12 protein-coding genes are annotated in these 14,289 nt (G+C 66.9%); 3 read left to right on the top strand and 9 right to left on the bottom strand.

The window, feature by feature from the left end; genetic code table 11:
- Position 1 precedes the first annotated feature (1 nt).
- From OU426_RS08320 to OU426_RS08305, 4 genes are read right to left on the bottom strand one after another with little or no spacing between them, the layout of a single operon-like run.
- A complete protein-coding gene (locus tag OU426_RS08320) occupies positions 2-2,107 on the bottom strand; it encodes a hypothetical protein (protein WP_267633477.1) in 2,106 nt (701 codons plus the stop codon).
- Positions 2,104-4,884: a DUF4159 domain-containing protein gene (locus tag OU426_RS08315; protein ID WP_267633791.1), complete on the bottom strand. Its 2,781-nt coding sequence runs from the start codon at positions 4,882-4,884 to the stop codon at positions 2,104-2,106. The genes OU426_RS08320 and OU426_RS08315 overlap by 4 nt, the downstream gene beginning before the upstream one ends.
- A 14-nt stretch (positions 4,885-4,898) precedes the next feature.
- Entirely contained in the window at positions 4,899-5,792 is an 894-nt protein-coding gene (locus OU426_RS08310) for a DUF58 domain-containing protein (protein ID WP_267633476.1), read from the bottom strand.
- Positions 5,789-6,793: an AAA family ATPase gene (locus OU426_RS08305; protein ID WP_267633475.1), complete on the bottom strand. Its 1,005-nt coding sequence runs from the start codon at positions 6,791-6,793 to the stop codon at positions 5,789-5,791. Before OU426_RS08305 ends, OU426_RS08310 begins: the two co-directional genes overlap by 4 nt.
- Positions 6,794-6,876: 83 nt before the next feature.
- Here OU426_RS08305 and OU426_RS08300 point away from each other — a divergent pair, with 83 nt between their 5' ends.
- A complete protein-coding gene (locus OU426_RS08300) occupies positions 6,877-7,452 on the top strand; it encodes a DUF1285 domain-containing protein (RefSeq protein ID WP_267633790.1) in 576 nt (191 codons plus the stop codon).
- Complete coding sequence (locus OU426_RS08295; RefSeq protein ID WP_267633474.1) at positions 7,452-8,210, top strand: hydroxypyruvate isomerase family protein; 759 nt, start codon at positions 7,452-7,454, stop codon at positions 8,208-8,210. The genes OU426_RS08300 and OU426_RS08295 overlap by 1 nt, the downstream gene beginning before the upstream one ends.
- Here the strand turns inward: OU426_RS08295 and OU426_RS08290 are convergent.
- Positions 8,198-9,202, bottom strand: coding sequence for a cation diffusion facilitator family transporter (locus OU426_RS08290; RefSeq protein WP_267633473.1), 1,005 nt, complete (start codon positions 9,200-9,202; stop codon positions 8,198-8,200). The genes OU426_RS08295 and OU426_RS08290 overlap by 13 nt on opposite strands.
- A 51-nt stretch (positions 9,203-9,253) precedes the next feature.
- Here OU426_RS08290 and OU426_RS08285 point away from each other — a divergent pair, with 51 nt between their 5' ends.
- A complete protein-coding gene (locus OU426_RS08285) occupies positions 9,254-9,664 on the top strand; it encodes a MerR family transcriptional regulator (RefSeq protein ID WP_267633472.1) in 411 nt (136 codons plus the stop codon).
- A 44-nt stretch (positions 9,665-9,708) separates the two neighbouring features.
- On the opposite strand, the gene polA is transcribed toward OU426_RS08285, so the two are convergent.
- From polA to OU426_RS08265, 4 genes are all read right to left on the bottom strand, one after another.
- Entirely contained in the window at positions 9,709-12,540 is a 2,832-nt protein-coding gene (gene polA, locus OU426_RS08280) for a DNA polymerase I (protein WP_267633471.1), read from the bottom strand.
- A gap of 74 nt (positions 12,541-12,614) precedes the next feature.
- The gene (locus tag OU426_RS08275; protein WP_267633470.1) at positions 12,615-13,244 is read right to left on the bottom strand and encodes a 5'-methylthioadenosine/S-adenosylhomocysteine nucleosidase; all 630 of its coding nucleotides are present in this window, start codon (positions 13,242-13,244) and stop codon (positions 12,615-12,617) included.
- Positions 13,245-13,653: 409 nt separating this feature from the next.
- Positions 13,654-14,130 (bottom strand): SRPBCC family protein, encoded by a 477-nt coding sequence (locus OU426_RS08270; RefSeq protein WP_267633469.1) that lies wholly within the window; start codon positions 14,128-14,130, stop codon positions 13,654-13,656.
- Entirely contained in the window at positions 14,070-14,255 is a 186-nt protein-coding gene (locus OU426_RS08265; RefSeq protein WP_267633468.1) for a zinc-finger domain-containing protein, read from the bottom strand. Before OU426_RS08265 ends, OU426_RS08270 begins: the two co-directional genes overlap by 61 nt.
- Positions 14,256-14,289: the final 34 nt, after the last annotated feature.

Genomic DNA, 14,289 nt, shown 5'->3' with positions numbered 1-14,289 from the left:
CTCATCCAGCCCGTCGCCGCTGGCCCTCGCTCAGCCAGGCCAGGAGCATGAGACCTGCGCCAACTATTAGCCAGGCCCAGTCGGGCAGAAAGGGTTGCAGTTTCAGATCGACCGTCCGATAGGCCTCGCGCGGCGTGATGCCGATCCAGCCGCGCCCGATGGCCGGGCGCCCCGCTCGCACGGCGCGCACATTGGGCAGGCCGTCCTCGATACGGGTCACACCGCCACTGGTCGCCTCGGCAAGGGGCGCCAGAAGGTCGCCGCTGGCCACCGCCGCGTCGAACTCGCGCGGGCTTGCCGACCCCAGCGCGAAGACCCGCTCCAGATCGCCCTCGACGATGCGGTAAAGGCCCGGCGCGGGCGGTGCCCAGACTTTGGCATAAAGGCCGGGCCTCACTTCGGTCAGCGGCACATAGACGGTCTTGCCGTCAGGCCCGGTGACCTTGGCCACATGTTGCCCTCCCGGTTCCATCGTCCGCCGCTCGATCGTGACCTCGGCGCCCTTCACCGTGGCGGTCAGCGCCTCTTCCTCCAGGTCCGGCTCTTTCATTGCCCAATGCGCCAGACGGCGCAGAAGCTCCTGCTGCGGCCCGCCCCCTTCGAAGCCGCGGGTCCAGAGCCACGCCTGATCGGAAGCGAGCAGCGCCACGCGCCCCTCGCCCGCCCGGTCCACGACCAGAAGCGGCTTGCCGTCCGGCCCCTCCATCAGCGTCTGGCCGCGCGCATGGCGCACCTCGACATAGCGCAGCCAGCGGCCCCATGGCCCCTCGCCGCCCGGCGGATGATCCTTGGCCCAGACCGCTTCCAGCCCGTCGGTCACCGGATGGCGCTTGCCGAGATCGGAGAGCGTCGGCAGGTAAAGGCCTTCCAGCACCCGCGTCGTCGGCGCGGCGGGCATTATATCGCCGAGCGCCGAATAATAGATGCTTTCGACCGAGGCATAATCCGCCCCCGCCGCCACCAGAACCGCGCCGCCATTCAGGACATAGGAACGGATATTGTCGAGATATTGCGCGGGCAGGATGCCGCGCAAAGGATAGCGGTCGAAGATGATCAGGTCGAATTCGTCGATCTTGTCGACGAACAGTTCGCGCGTCGGAAAGGCGATCAGCGCCAGTTCCTCGACCGGGACACCATCTTCCTTTTCCGGCGGGCGCAGGATGGTGAAATGCACCAGATCGACCGCGCTGTCGGATTTCAGGAGGTTCCGCCAGGTCCGCTCGCCCGCATAAGGCTCACCCGAAATCAGAAGCACCCTAAGCCGGTCGCGCACGCCGTTCACCTGCACCACCGCGGCATTGTTGCGCTCGGTCAGCTCGCCCGGGCTGGTGGCAACGGTCAGTTGCACGATGTTCTGGCCCGCATGGTCGAGCGTCAAGGGCAGTTCAAGGTCGGTATTGACCGGGATGTCGTAATACGCCGCAGGCCCGCCATCGATTGAGATCGCAATCGACACCGGCCTGCCGGCCTCGGCGGCGGGCATCGTGCCCTGCTCCTCGACCCGCAAGCCAATCGTGCTTTCCTCGCCGATGATGCCGAAGGCCGGCGCCTCGGTGATCTTCAGCCGCCGGTCCCAGTCGCGCTTGCGCCCGATCAGAAGCACGTTCAGCGGCGCGGGCAGGCTGACCGCCAGATCGGGATCGTGGATCTGCCCGTCGGTGATCAGGATCGCGCCCGCGACACGCGATTGCGGCTCCTCCGCCAGCGCCCGTGCCAGCGCGGTCTTCATCAGCGTTCCGCCTTCGGCCTCGGCATCCGGCACCTCGATCCGGCGGATATCGACGCCGGGCATCGCACCCAACTCCGCCGTCACCTTGGCAAGCGCGGCATCCGCCTCTGCCGTCCGGTCCTTCAGCCCCTGGCTGGCGCTGCGGTCGGTGACGACGAGCACGATATCGTCAAGCTTCTCGCGCGTCTCGAACTTCAGCGCAGGTCCAGCCAGCGCGGCCAGAAAGGCCGCCGCCGCGAGGCATCGCAGGACCGTCCCCCGAAGGCCCCGCCATCCGGAAAGCGCGACCGCAAGCGCGGCCACGGCAGCCAGCCCCATCAGGACCGGCAGCGGCAGTAGCGGCGCGAAGGCCAGCTGGCCAAGGTCCAACCCGCTCATTGCCCCAGCCTTTCCAGAAGGGCCGGCACATGGACCTGATCGGATTTGTAGTTGCCGGTCAGCACATACATCACGAGGTTGATCCCGAACCGGTAGGCGATCTCGCGCTGGCGGTCGCCCGCAAGGCCGCGTCCGACCGGATATGCGGGATTGCCATATTCGTCGATCGCCCAAGCCGCGGCCCAGTCATTGCCGCCGATCACCACCGGGCTGACGCCATCGTTGAGGTTGCGGAAAGGCACGCCTTCGGCCTGTTCGGCATCGGGGGGGGCTGCCTCTACCCAGACGGCGCGCGAGGTATGACGGCCAGGGAGATCCTGCAGAAGGTAGAAACTCCGGGTCAGAACGTGGTCCTTCGGCAGGACCTCCAGCGGCGGAACATCGAGCAGTGCTGCCAGTTCCTGCAGCCGCCGCCCCTCGGGCGTCTGCCCCCCGCCGCCTGAAACGTCGGCATCTCGGGTGTCGAACAGGATCATGCCGCCAGTCTGCAGGAAACGGTTGAGCTTGCGGTACGCCTCGACCGAGGGTGCGGGCTGATTGAGCGAGATCGGCCAATAGAGGAAGGTGAAGACCGCAAGGTCGTCCCGTTCCAGATCGACGGCCAACGGTGCGCCGGGTTCGACCGAAGTGCGCTGGGTGAGGATGGAAGACAGGCCGACAAGCCCGGCATGGGCCATCTCATCCACGCGCGCGTCGCCGGTCAGCACATGGCCGAGGGTCATTCCTCCCGCCGCTTCCAGAAGCCGCGCCTCATCCGCCCCTTCCGCCCGCACCGGACCGCCCGCGCCGAGAAGCGCCGCGCCGCTCACCACGGCCACGAAAAGCGCCACCGGCACACGGCGCGGCGCGCCGAGGCGCCCCTTGAGGCGCCCCGTCAGAATGAGGGTTGCCAGAACATCGGCAAGCATCAGCAGCAATGCCAGCGACAGCACCCAGCCCTTCAGCGGCCGCTCCTCGGCCCGGTCCAGCCCCGCGATCAGGGTTCCGGCGGGCCAGCGGGCAGCGCCGAGCGTCCGGCCGGTCGCGAGCACGTTCAGCGCGAAACTGCGCTCGTCGCTTTGGTAAAGACCGGGCGGCATGTCGGGCGCCGGAGTGCTCTCGGCCAACCGTGCGCCCGGCACACCGCCGATATCTTCGGCAGGCGCCAGCGCTCCGTAAGCGTCCATCACCCGTGCCGCCTGCCAGACGGTGCCCGTCATATCCTTTTCCGCCGGGCGGTTCGGCTGGCTCGAAATCGCCAGTCGGTCGAGCATCGAGACGAAAAGGCCAGACAAGGGCAGGCCCGACCATTCGGCATTGGCCGTGACATGGAAGAGCACAACCTGCCCGTCGCCGAGGGCCGCCCGCGTCACCAGTGGCGTGCCATCGTCAAGCGAGGCGAGCACCTTGTCAGCGAGGTCCGGCGACGGTTCGGCAAGCACCTGAGCCGTCACCTTCACCTCGTCAGGCACCTGCAGCCCCGCAAAAGGCGAGCCTTCCGCAAAGGGCGCGACGGTGCGCGGGGCGCCCCAACTCATCGTGCCGCCGACCGACCGGCCACCGGGGCGCAGGTTCACCGGCAGCAGCGGGTCGCGCATGCCGTCAAGGCCCACGGCAGCCGCAAGGCGCGGCCCGGCGAAGCGGACGAGAAGGCCACCTTCCTCGACCCATTCGGCCAGCCGGTCGGCATCCTCGCCCGGAAGGCGCGCGACATCGGCCATCACGATTACTTCAGGCGCCGCGGGCAGCACCTCTGCGAATGTTCCCTCGACCAGATCCACATTCGGCGCGAGCGCCTTGCGCAGGTAGTGCAAGGGCGACAGAAGCTCCAGCCCTTCCTGCGGCGTGCCGGAGGCGACCAACGCCACTTTGCGGCGCTTCAGCGCGTCGTCGGCCAGAAGCACCGCGCCCGCCGACGCCTCGCCCTCGATCTCCAGCCGCGTGACCCGGTTGCGCAGTTCCGACGGCAGCTCGAATGCCACATCCTCGATCGCTTCGCCGGGCGTCAGCGCGACAGTCGTGCGTGCCAGTTCCCTCTCGATCCCGGCCGGGTCGAGGCCTCTGGCGATGACGACAGCCTGGGGGGCGCCGCCCGGAAGCGGGTGGAAGAGCTTCGCCGTCACCTTGCCGTCCAACAGCCGCATCTCGCCCAGGGCCTGGGCGCCGCGCGGGCTTTCGATCACCTGAAGCGTACCGCGCGCCGCGAGTGCCGAGGCAAGGTCCGCCTTGCCCTTCCGGTCCAATCCGTCCGAGAGCCAGAGCGTATCGAACGCCTCCGCGGGCAAGTTGGCGGCGACCTCCGTCATGCGCGCCGAAGGTGGTTCCCAGGCCGACGGATCAAGGGCGGCAAGACGCGCCTCAAGGGCGGCGCCATCAGAGAAGGTCAGGTCGAGCGGCGCAGGGTCCGAAAGGTTGAGGAAAGCCACCGCCCGCCCGGCCCGCTTTGCCTCGGCCAGTGCCGCACCAAGCCGGGCGCGGCGGGCGGACCAATCCGCCGCATCGGCCCAGCTTGCATCCGTCAGGATCAGAAGCGGCCCACGTCCTTCAGTCTTGGCTGCGGGGTTCAGGACCGGACCGGCAAAGGCCAGGATCGCGGCGGCGATCAGCGCCAGCCGGATCAGCAGGAGCAGGGGCGGCGTGCGCGCGGCGGCGCTGTCTTCATCCTTAAGGCCGAAGAGAAGCACAATCCCCGGGAAACGCCTGAGGATCGGCGCAGGCGGCACGATGCGCAGAAGGATCCATATGACCGGTAAAGCGGCAAGCGCCCAGAGAAGCCAGGGTGTGGTGAAGCCGATCATGCCGCCGAAAAGCGTCACCGCGCGCCTCCGAGGATCGTGTGGATCCAGATGAGCGCGGCCATCGGCGGCTGGTCTGTGCGGTGGATGGTGAACTGCCAGCCCGCCTTTGCGGCGAGTGCCTGCAGACGGTCGCGCCGCTCGGCCAGCCGTTCGATGTAGCGGCGGCGCAGACCGCCCGCTTCCTGCGTCTCATGACGCGCCGCACCGCTCATCATCTCGAAGACCGTGCGACCCGCGAAGGGAAAGTCCTCCTCTGCCGGATCGACGATCTGCATCAGCGCGCCGGTCACGCCCCGCCCCGCCGCCGCAAGAACGAGCTCCGACATCCGGTCGATGTCCCCGAAGAAGTCGGACAGAACCAGCGCCCGTGCGCCGCTGACGAAGCTGGTCACGCCCATCGCCGCCTCTACCTCCGGCAGCGCTGCCTCATCGGCCAGAATGCCCGCCACCCGACCAAGCTGGGCGCGCCCCGCGCGTGGCGGCGCGCGGTCGTCGGCAAGGCCGAACCGCTCGCCCGCGCGTTCCAGAAGGATGGCCACCGCCAGCGCCAGAACCCGCGCCCGCGCGCCCTTTTCCGGCCAGCGCTCGGTCGAGCGGAAATTCATCGAGGCGGAACGGTCGACCCAAAGATGCACCGACTGCGCCGCCTGCCATTCCTTCTCGCGGATATAGAACTGGTCCGACCGGCCGGACCGGCGCCAGTCGATGCGCCGCGCCTCATCCTCGGGTCGCGCCGTGCGATATTGCCAGAATTCCTCGCCCACGCCCGCGCGGCGCCGCCCGTGTTCGCCGGTCTGTATCGCAGCCGCCAATTGCCGAGCTTCCGCCAGAAGCGGCGGCAATGCATCGGCCAGGCTGCCAGCGTCGCGCCGCAGCCCCGCCGCCTCGGCTGAGCCTGCAAGGGTCATGCCGCGTCCAGCTTCAGGGCACCACGCGCCACATCGGCGATCATCTGCCCAAGGCTTTCCCCCCGCGCCCGCGCCGCGAAGGTCAGCGCCATACGGTGACTGAGAACCGGCTTCGCCAGCGCCGCCACATCCTGGACCGAGGGCGCGAGCCGCCCGTCGAGAAGTGCCGCCGCCCGCACGGCAAGCATCAAGGCCTGCGCGGCGCGCGGCCCCGGGCCCCAGCTGACTGCGGCCTTCACCGCCGCGCCCGCATCCGCCGCATCGGGACGGCAGGCGCGCACAAGATCGAGGATCGCCTCGACCACGCCCTCGCCCACCGGCATCCGCCTGAGCACCGTCTGCGCGGCGATCAGCGCGGGCGCGTCAAAGACCTGCGAAGCGCTCGCCTCGCCTGCCCCGGTGGTGGCCAGAAGGATGTTCCGCTCGGTCTCGCGGTCAGGATAATCCACGTCGATCTGCACGAGGAACCGGTCGAGCTGCGCCTCTGGCAAGGGATAGGTCCCCTCCTGCTCGATCGGGTTCTGGGTGGCGAGCACATGGAAGGGAGGGCCAAGTGGCCGATGCTGCCCGGCAACCGTCACCTGCCTTTCCTGCATCGCCTGCAGAAGCGCCGACTGCGTGCGCGGCGAGGCGCGGTTGATCTCGTCCGCCATCAGCAGCTGGCAGAAGACCGGCCCTTCGATGAAGCGGAAGGCACGGCTGCCGTCCTTCGCGGTTTCGAGCACCTCGGAGCCGAGGATATCCGCAGGCATCAGGTCCGGGGTGAACTGCACGCGCTGGGTCGAAAGCCCCATCACGGTGCCGAGCGTATCGACGAGCATGGTCTTGCCAAGGCCCGGCACACCGACCAGAAGCCCGTGCCCACCGCAGAGAAGCGCGGTCAGCGACAGGTCCACGACCCGTTCCTGCCCGATGAAGCGCCGGGCGATCATGGCGCGCGCCTGGGCCAGCCGTTCGCCCAACGCCTCGATATCTGCGATGAGTGCGCTATCCTCAGCCATGACAGATCGGTCCTTCCCTGCTAGGTAGCACATTAAAGGCAGATTATGCGCCTGACACCAATGGGGAAAAACCGGAAGGACACCTGATCGTGAAGCCCTCGGCGGAAAATATCGCAGCCGCGGCGAAAGCCGCAGGCAAGAAGGGGCCGCCGCCGGTCCACTTGTGGAATCCGCCCTTTTGCGGCGATCTCGACATGGAAATCCGCCGCGACGGGACCTGGTGGTATCTCGGCACGCCGATGGGGCGCATGGGGCTGGTGAAGCTCTTCTCCTCGATTATCCGCAAGGACGGAGACAGTTTTTTTCTGGTCACGCCGGTCGAAAAGGTAGGCATACGGGTGGTGGATGCGCCCTTCGTGGCCAATGACTTCCGGGCCGAGGGCACAGGGCGCGATCAGGTCCTGACCTTTTTCACCCATGTCGATGACGAAGCGGTCGCGGGCCCGGAACATCCGATCCGCGTGTCGCGCGACCCCGAGACGGGCGAGCCCTCGCCCTATATCCATATCCGGGCGAACCTAGAGGCGCTCATTGACCGCAAGACCTTCTACCGGATCGTTGATCTCTGCGTGCATGAAGAGCATGAGGGTGCGCAATGGTTCGGCCTCTGGTCTTCGGGCACCTTCTTCCCGATCATCCCCTCCGCCGAGCTGCCCTGATGCCAGCTTTCGCGGCCAATCTCACGCTTCTCTTCACCGAACTGCCGCTGATGGAGCGGTTCGCGGCGGCGAAGGCGGCGGGCTTTGAGGCGGTCGAGCTGCTATTCCCCTACGACGAAAGCGCGCAGGACATGCGCGATCAGCTTGTGATGAACGGGCTGACGTTCGTCCTGATGAACACGCCGCCGCCGAACTGGACCGGAGGCGACCGCGGTTTTGCCGCCGTGCCGGGGCTCGAGGCGCGCTTCCGCAAGGATTTCGAGCGCTGCCTGCGCTTCGCCGATGTGCTGAAGCCACAGCAGATCCATGTGATGGCGGGCGTGACCGACGATCCGGCGGCGCGGGACACCTTTGTCGCGAACCTGAAATGGGCCTCGGCCCATGCGCCCAGGCGCCGCCTGACGATCGAGCCGATCAACCGGCATGACATGCCGGGCTACTGGCTGGCGGATTTCGATCTGGCGGCGGAAATCCTCGACGAAGTCTCGGCACCGAACCTCGCCCTGCAGTTCGACGCCTACCATGCCCACCGGATCACAGGCGATCTGATGGGCACCTGGGCGCAGCACGGCCAGCGCGCCGCCCATGTCCAGATCGCGGGCTTTCCCGATCGCCATGAACCCGCGGGCGGAGAGATCGACTATCCCGCCTTCTTCACGCGGCTTGATGCGGACGGCTACCGGGGTTGGGTCTCGGCGGAATACAATCCCAAGGGCGATACGGCGTCCGGCCTCGGCTGGCTTTCTCAGCAGGCCTGACCGGCGCAGGCGGTTCCCGCTGCCTCGACCTCAAATGTCGTGTGTGACAGGCCAAACCGATTGGCAAGGTCCGCCTTGACCCGCGCCAGCACGTCTGCGGCCTCGGCCCCCTCGGCCAGCACCAGGTGCGCCTCCAGCGAGGCACGGCGCTCGTCGATCTGCCAGAGATGCAGGTGATGCACATCCGCGACGCCCACATCGGCCAGAATCGCGGCGCGCACCTCCTCGCCTGCCATGTCCTCGGGGGCGGCGAGCATGAGGATGCGGATGACTGGCCCGATTTCGCGCACGCAATGCCACAGGATCCAGAGCGAGATCAGAAGCGTGATCAGGGGATCGGCGAGACGCCAGTCGAACCAGATCACCAGAAGCCCGCTCACGATCACCGCAAGCGATGTGCCTGCATCCGACAGGTTGTGCAGGAAGGCCGCGCGGATGTTCATGCTGTCGCGCGCCAGCCGAAAGGTCAGAAGCGCGGTGATGGAATTCACCACCAGCGCGACCCCGGCCAGGATCACCACGACACTGCCCTCCACGGCGGGCGGATCGACCATACGTTCGATCGCCGCATAGCCAAGCCAGAGGCAGATGACGATCAGCGTTGTGTAATTGACCAGCGCCGCCACCACCTCGGCCCGGGCGTAGCCGAAGGACATGCCCGGATGGGCGGGCCGGCGCGCAATCCGCCGTGCGGCGAAGGCGATGATGAGGGCGAGCGCATCGGAAAGGTTGTGCATCGCATCGGCGATCAGCGCGACCGACCCGGCGATAACCCCTCCGACGATCTGCGCGAAGGTCAGCGCCAGATTGGTCACCACCGCCGCCGCCACCTGCCAGTCGCCCCGGCCCTCGATTCCGTGGCTGTGGCCGTGGTGGCCATGGCCGCCCGCGTGGCCGAAACCACCATGCCCATGATCCGCATGGTCATGATGATCGCCGTTGCCCGCTTCGTGCCTGTGTTCCGCCATGTCTTCCGCTCTCTTGCGACTCACCTGTCACGATCCTAATTCCTCTAGTGACTAGAGGTTCAAGGACAAACTGCCATGCTCTCTATCGGAGATCTGTCGCGGCGCACCGGCGTCAAGGTGCCGACCATCCGCTATTACGAGCAGATGGGACTCCTGCAGGCGGAGGGCCGGACAGACGGCAACCAGCGCCGCTATAGCCATGCCGGGCTGGAGCGGCTGGCCTTCATCCGCCACGCCCGCGACCTCGGTCTGCCCATCGGGGCAATCCGCGAGCTGATCGCGCTTGACGGCAGCGACTGCGAGAAGGCGCATCCGATCGCCACACTGCACCTCTTGGACATCCGCCGCCGGATCGAGGCCCTGCGCGGGCTAGAGGCGGAACTCGCCCGGATCGCCGCCGCCTGCGATGGGTCTGCAGGTGCCTGCCGGACGTTGGCCGCCTTTGGCGACCATGGAAAGTGCGCGCGCGACCACAGTCATCCGTAAGGGCAGCGCGCCCGGCAAACCGCAGGCGTACAATGAGCGGCCTGTCAATGCGCCTCGGCCCAGTTCGCGCCCTGCCCGGCATCGACCGTCAAGGGCACGTCGAGATGCACGGCCGGATGGGCCGCCCCTTCCATGACTTCGCGCGCGGCGGCGATGAGTGCATCGACCGCGCCTTCCTCGACCTCGAACAGGAGCTCATCATGGACCTGCAGGAGCATCCTCGCGGGCAGGTCAGCGATCGCCTTCGGCATGCGGATCATCGCCCGGCGGATCACGTCTGCCGCCGCACCCTGTATAGGCGCGTTGATCGCCGCACGGCGTGCAAACCCGGCAGTCGGCCCCTTGGCATTGATCTCGGGCGTATGGATCTTGCGGCCGAAGAGGGTCTGGACGTAGCCCTTTTCCTTCGCGAAGGCGGTCGTGGAATCCATATATTCCTTGATACCCGGAAAGCGTTCGAAATAGGTGTCGATGAACGCCTGCGCCTCGGCGCGCGGGATGCGCAGGTTGCGGGCAAGTCCGAAGCCGGAAATGCCGTAGATCACCCCGAAATTGATCGCCTTCGCCCGGCGGCGGACCATCGGGTCCATGCCTTCGACCGGCACGCCGAACATCTGGCTCGCAGTCATCGCATGGATGTCGATCCCCTTCCGGAAGGCCTCCTTCAGGGCCGGGATGCCCGCAACATGGGCGAGGATCCTCAGTTCGATCTGGCTGTAGTCGAGCGAGACGAGCCGCATGCCCGGCCCCGCGACGAAAGCCTCGCGGATGCGGCGACCCTCGTCGGTGCGGACCGGGATATTCTGCAGGTTCGGATCGGTCGAGGCGAGCCGCCCGGTGTTCGCGCCCGCGATGGAATAGGAAGTATGGACGCGACCGGTTTCAGGATTGATCGCCTGCTGCAGCGCGTCGGTATAGGTGGATTTCAGCTTGGATATCTGCCGCCAGTCGAGCACCGCCGCCGCCAGACGCGCCGCCGTGGGGTTTACGTCCTCAAGGGTCGTGATGTCCTCCAGAACATCGGCCCCTGTCGCATAGGCGCCGGTCTTGCCCTTCTGGCCACCCTCCACCCCCATCGTATCGAAGAGAATTTCGCCCAGCTGCTTCGGCGAACCCACGTTGAAGGGCTGGCCGGCGATCTCCTGTATCTCGGCCTCGAGCCCCGCCATCTTCTGGGCGAAGGCATTCGACATGCGGCTGAGGACCTGACCATCGACGCGGATGCCCGCCATTTCCATATCGGCCAGAACCGGCACCAGCGGGCGTTCCAGCGTTTCATAAACCGTCGTCACCTGCGCGCGGTGGAGGTTCGGCTTGAAGGCCCGCCAGAGGCGGAGCGTGACGTCGGCATCCTCGGCGGCATATTTCACCGCCTCGTCGATGGGCACCTGATCGAAGGTGCGGGCCGACTTGCCTGTGCCCAGAAGCGATTTGATTTCAATGGGCTGGTGCGACAGGTAGCGTTCGGACAGCCCGTCCATGCCGTGATTGTGCAGGCCTGCATGCATCGCGTAGGACATCAGCATCGTATCGTCGATTGGCGACATGCGGATGCCGTGGCGGGCGAGGATCTTCCAGTCGTATTTGATGTTCTGGCCGACCTTCAGGACGGCATCATCCTCCAGCACCGGCTTCAGCGCGGCGAGCACCGCGTCGCGCGCCATCTGGCCGTCGGCCAGCGCGGACGAACCGAAAAGGTCGCCCGAGCCCTGCCGGTGCCCGACGGGGATATAGCAGGCCTGCCCGGGAAGGACCGAAAGAGAGATGCCAACCAGCTCGGCGCGCATCTCGTCGAGGCTGGTGGTTTCGGTGTCGATCGCCAGTTGGCCGCGCTCGCGGGCCAGCGCGATCCAGCGGTCGAGTGCGGCCGCGTCGCGGACGCATTCATAGGCGGCGTGATCGAAGGGAAGCGCCTCTTCGTGCGCCTGCGGCTTCTCATCGGCGCTGGCCGTTGGCGCGGCGGGCGCCTCCGTCAGGGTCGGGACTTCGACCTTCAGCGCCTCGGCCACGCGCTTGGTCAGCGTACGAAACTCCATCTTCGTGAGGAACTCCATCACCGCTTCCGCCTCGGGCGCCCGGACTTCCAGCGTCTCAAGCGCCTCGGCCACCGGCGCCTCGGCATCGAGAGTCACGAGGCGCTTCGAGATGCGGATCAGGTCGGCATTCGCCTCCAGCGCTTCGCGGCGCTTGGGCTGCTTGATCTCGCCCGCGCGCTCCAGCAGCGTTTCCAGATCGCCATATTCGTTGATGAGAAGCGCGGCCGTCTTCAGCCCGATCCCCGGCGCGCCGGGCACGTTATCGACGGAATCGCCCGCGAGCGCCTGCACATCGATAACCTTTTCCGGCGGCACGCCGAATTTCTCGATCACCTCATCGCGGTCGATGCGGCGGTTCTTCATCGCGTCGAACATCACGACGCCATTGCCCACAAGCTGCATCAAATCCTTGTCGGAGGAGATGATGGTGACGTCGCCCCCCGCTTCGACCGCGCGGCGGGAAAGCGTCGCGATAATATCGTCGGCCTCATACCCCTCCATCTCCAGACAGGCGACGCCGAAGGCCCGGGTGGCCTCGCGCGTCAGGGGAAATTGCGGGCGCAGGTCTTCCGGTAGCTCCGGGCGGTTGGCCTTGTACTTGTCGTAGATCTCATCGCGGAAAGTCTTCGAGGAATAGTCGAAGACGACGGCCACATGCGTCGGCCCGTCCTTGCCCTTGTTGGCTAGGATCTGGCCCCAGAGCATGTTGCAAAACCCCGCGACCGCGCCGATCGGCAGGCCGTCGGACTTGCGCGTGAGCGGCGGCAGCGCGTGATAGGCGCGGAAGATGAAGGCCGATCCGTCGATCAGATGCAGATGGCTGCCCTTGCCGAATGACATTCCGTCCCCCGTTTCGCCTGACGTTCCGGTCTTCGCATGAAGAGGCGCGCTTGGCCAGACGCTGCGGGTCGGCCTCAGACCGCGAGCCTGCCCTGCCGGATCGCCTTGCCCAGCGTATCGACGGCGGCGGCGAGCCGTTCGTCGATCACATGCAGATACTGGGTCCAGTCCTTCAGGTGGCGCAGTTCCTCGGCACCATCCGATATGCCCCTGAGCCCGATCAGCGGTATGCCGAACCGTTGGGCCGCACGCAGATGCGCGAAGGTTTCCATATCCACCATATCTTCGGCAATCCGGTCGTAGGCCGCGCCGCTGACGATATTGGCGCCGGTCGAAAGGCTCGCGGTTGGCACACCTGGGATGTGGTGCGGCAGGTCGACCCGGGCGGGAAGGTCGAGGAAGGGCGTCCGCCCGCGCTCGAACCCCAGTGGCGAGGCATCCATGTCGCGGTAAGCGACGCCTGATGCCTGATAGACCTGTCCCTGTTCCAGCACCCGCGACCCGGCCGATCCCAGTGAGACGATCAGCCGGGGGCGCTTTTCCATCCCGGCCAGAGCCGCCGTCAGGACCACAGCGCCCTCGACCGGGCCAACGCCGGTCATCAGCGGTGCGATCCTTGCCTTCAGCGCCGGGCCATATTCCGGCTCGGCCGCCATCACGAAGAGAACGGGCAGACCGGCGATCATATCTGGTTTCAGGGTCATGGTCCCTCACGCAATTCAACTGCGAGGTGACATGTTGGGGGCTTGGCGGTCAAGCCGCAGCCGTTGCCCCCCGAAGATCACCCGCGCCCGAACCGCCAGAGCGACAGATCGACCGACCAGGTGGCGGGGGTCCAGATGCCGAAGCGGACACCGGCTGCGCGCAATTGCCGCCCGACTCAGACGTTGCAGGTGTTGAAAAGGTGAAAGCGCGCGCGTCCGACGTAGAAGGCGTCGCCGGTATGGAACCCCGGTGCCCGCACCAGTTCGGGGTTTCCGGTGGCGGGATCATGCGCGAACTCAGCCTCGATCCCAGAACTCAGGGGCTCCCGGAGCAGTCGCCGAGAGGAAAAGGACCGCCGCGGACAGCCCGCGAAATGCCCGCAGGAGCCATCTTACCAATCGGATCACCCTACCCCCGCTCGGCGGCTGCCTTCAGATTGTCGAGGTGAAAGGACCAACCGCGCTCATGCGCCGAGATCAGCGTGGCGCGCTCGGCGTCCGGTGCGCCGTCCCAGCCGCTGTGCGTGAGAGCCAGGCGGCTCGTCTCGCCCAATGCGGTCAGCTCAAAACGAACTTCGGTCACGAAGGACCAGTCCTCATCCGCCCAGTCAAGCACCAGGCGCCGCGCCGGGTCGGCCAGGATGACCCTGCCGCGGGTCACATGCACCGCTCCGGTCGCGTCACGCCAGGGTTCAAGGAACATCCCGCCGGGCCGGGCCTCGATCACCACGTCCGGGCCCCACCACAGGCTGGGCGCCACGAGAGTCCCCCACAAGCGGGAAACCGGCACCGTGACCGATCGTTCAAGCGACAGCAAGCGTCCGCTTACTCCCTGAGCTTTTCGATGAAATTCTCGTGGACGTACTTCTTGTCGCAATAGCCGCATTCGACGACGCCGGTGTCATGCGGCACGGCAAGCCAGACGCGCGGATGGCCGAGCGCGCCTTCGCCGCCGTCGCAGGGGATTTTCCAGACGTTGATCACTTCGGTCTCGGGCGCGGGGATCGGCATGGTCAGGCTCTTCGTAACAAGGGTTTGGCCCATT

The organism is Frigidibacter sp. RF13, assembly GCF_026626305.1.
GTDB lineage: Bacteria > Pseudomonadota > Alphaproteobacteria > Rhodobacterales > Rhodobacteraceae > TMP-24.
The sequence above is the reverse complement of the archived record's forward strand: the minus strand, read 5'-3'. Positions and strand labels throughout refer to the sequence as shown.